The following is a 2,145-nucleotide window of genomic DNA, read 5'->3' as shown; positions in this document are numbered from 1 at the left end:
GCCCTCGCGCCGTCCGCCGGACAGGATCCGCGGATTACCGCTTGAGCTGCACCACGTCCTGCAGCATCTCGTCCGCCGTGGTGATGACGCGGCCGTTGGCCTGGAAGCCGCGCTGCGCCACGATCATGTTGGTGAACTCCTGCGCCAGGTCCACGTTGCTCGCCTCGAGCGCGCCGCTGCTGATGAGCGACGTGCTGCCCTCGCGGGCAAAGCCCACGAGCGCCTCGCCGGAGTTGGGCGACGTGCCCCACATGTTGTCGCCCGCGCGCTCCAGGCCGCCGGGGTTGTTGAAGTCGGCCAGGGCGATCTGCCCCAGCGTGACCGTGACGCCGTTGGTGAAGCTGCCGCTGATGGTGCCGCTGGTGTCGATCTGGAAGTCGGCCAGCGTGCCCGCCGCGTAGCCGTCCTGGCTGGCCAGCAGCGCCGTGGTGCGGCCGGCGAACTGCGAGATGGCGTTGAGCCCCGTGCCGCCCGTGAGGTTGATGGCCATCACCGCCGCGCCGCCGGCCGGCTGAAAGCCGATGGGCGAGAAGGTGGAGGTGGAGCCGTTGAGCGTGCCGTCGTTGTTGAAGTTGAGCACGCCCGTGCCGCCCGTGACCGTCGCCGCCTCGGCGGGGGTCAGCGTGGAGGTGTCGACGGCCCAGTTCCACTGGTTGGGCGTGGCCGTCTTGGTGAAGGTGACCTTGAGGTCGTGCTTGGCGCCCAGCGAGTCGTAGACGATGATGGACGTCTCCTCGACGGTGCCCGTGGCCGCGCCGCTGTCCAGGTTGCCGCCCAGCACGGCGCCCGTCGAGGCGCTGGCGGGCGTCTTCTGGCCATAGGGGAGCTGGATGTCGGTGATGCTGTCCACCAGCGTGCCGGCGCTGTTGGACATGCGGCCCTGCAGCACGTAGCCCGTGGTGGGGTTCACCAGGCGGCCGTCGGCGTCCAGCTGGAAGTTGCCGGCGCGGGTGTAGAACTGGCGGGCGCCGTCGCTCACCACGAAGAACGAGTCGCCGCGGATGGCCAGGTCGGTGCTGATGCCCGTGCTCTCGATGTTGCCCTGCGTGAACAGGGTGTCGATGCTGCCCACCTGCGAGCCCAGGCCCACCTGCTTGGCGTTCACGCCGCCGATGCCGTTGCCCGGCGCCACGGCGCCCGAGAGCGTCTGCGCGAAGCTTTCCTGGAACGTCACGCGGCTGCTCTTGAAGGCCAGGGTGTTGACGTTCGCCACGTTGTTGCCGATCACGTCCATGCGGGTCTGGTGGTTCTTGAGGCCGCTGACGCCGGCGAAGAGAGAGCGCATCATCTTCGTGTTCTCCTTGGGATGTCGTTCAGTCGTTTCGTCGAGGATGGGATTTCGCGATCCCGCTGTTACTTCGATTCCACCGCAACCACGTACTGCAGCGGGATCTCGATCCCATTGCTCAGCAGCACCGGCCCTTCCTGTCCGTACCGCACGCCGTCGATGGTGGCGATGGTGTACGTCTGCACCGGCACCGCCGCTCCGGCGGCGTCGGTGACCTCTACCTTGTAGGTGTAGTTGCCCGCGGGGAGGTGCTCCGCGGCGCTTCCCAGCTCCACCGTCTGCCGGCCCGCCTGCACGGCGCCCAGCTCGCGCGAGCCCACCTCGCGCCCCTTCTCGTCGTAGATGCGCACGGTGGCGTTGCCCCCGCCCGCGCCCACCTCGAACGTCACGGACGCCTGCCCGTTCTCGGAGATGCGCACGTCGTCGCCCTGCGCCGTGACTTGGCGGCCCAGCGTGCCCATGGCGTTCTGCGCGTTGATGCCGCTCAGGGCCAGCTGCGCCATCTCGGCCTGCGAGCTGAGCTGCGTGCCGATGCCGATGAGCTGCTCCAGGCTGCTGAACTGCGCCAGCTGGGCGGCGAACTCCTCGCCCTGCATGGGGTTCATGGGATCCTGGTTCTGCATCTGCGTCACGAGCAGCCGCAGGAACTCCTCCTTGCCCAGCTTGCCCCCCGGCCCGCTGACGGCGTTGCTGAACGCCGATGATGGGGTGGACGCCTGCGCGCCCTGGACGGACGAGATCATCCGTTCTTCTGTCCTTCCCGCTCCCGCCGGGAGCGCTCGTGGGTGTCGTTGGGGTCCCGGCGCGGCTGGCGCGCGGGTGCATCGTCCGCTTGGCGCGGGGTGGCGCCGGGGGTG

General features: G+C 69.2%; 2 protein-coding genes. Both read right to left on the bottom strand.

Going from position 1 to position 2,145, the window contains the following annotated elements; all coding sequences use genetic code 11:
• Nucleotides 1-34: 34 nt before the first annotated feature.
• Entirely contained in the window at nt 35-1,288 is a 1,254-nt protein-coding gene (locus tag VFZ20_RS13810; RefSeq protein ID WP_329684479.1) for a flagellar hook protein FlgE, read from the bottom strand.
• 65 nt (nt 1,289-1,353) lie between these two features.
• Entirely contained in the window at nt 1,354-2,031 is a 678-nt protein-coding gene (locus VFZ20_RS13805; RefSeq protein WP_329684478.1) for a flagellar hook assembly protein FlgD, read from the bottom strand.
• Nucleotides 2,032-2,145 lie beyond the last annotated feature (114 nt).

The sequence above is a fragment of the Longimicrobium sp. genome (assembly GCF_036280135.1).
Lineage (GTDB): Bacteria > Gemmatimonadota > Gemmatimonadetes > Longimicrobiales > Longimicrobiaceae > Longimicrobium.
This window is presented reverse-complemented; position numbering and strand designations above follow the sequence as displayed.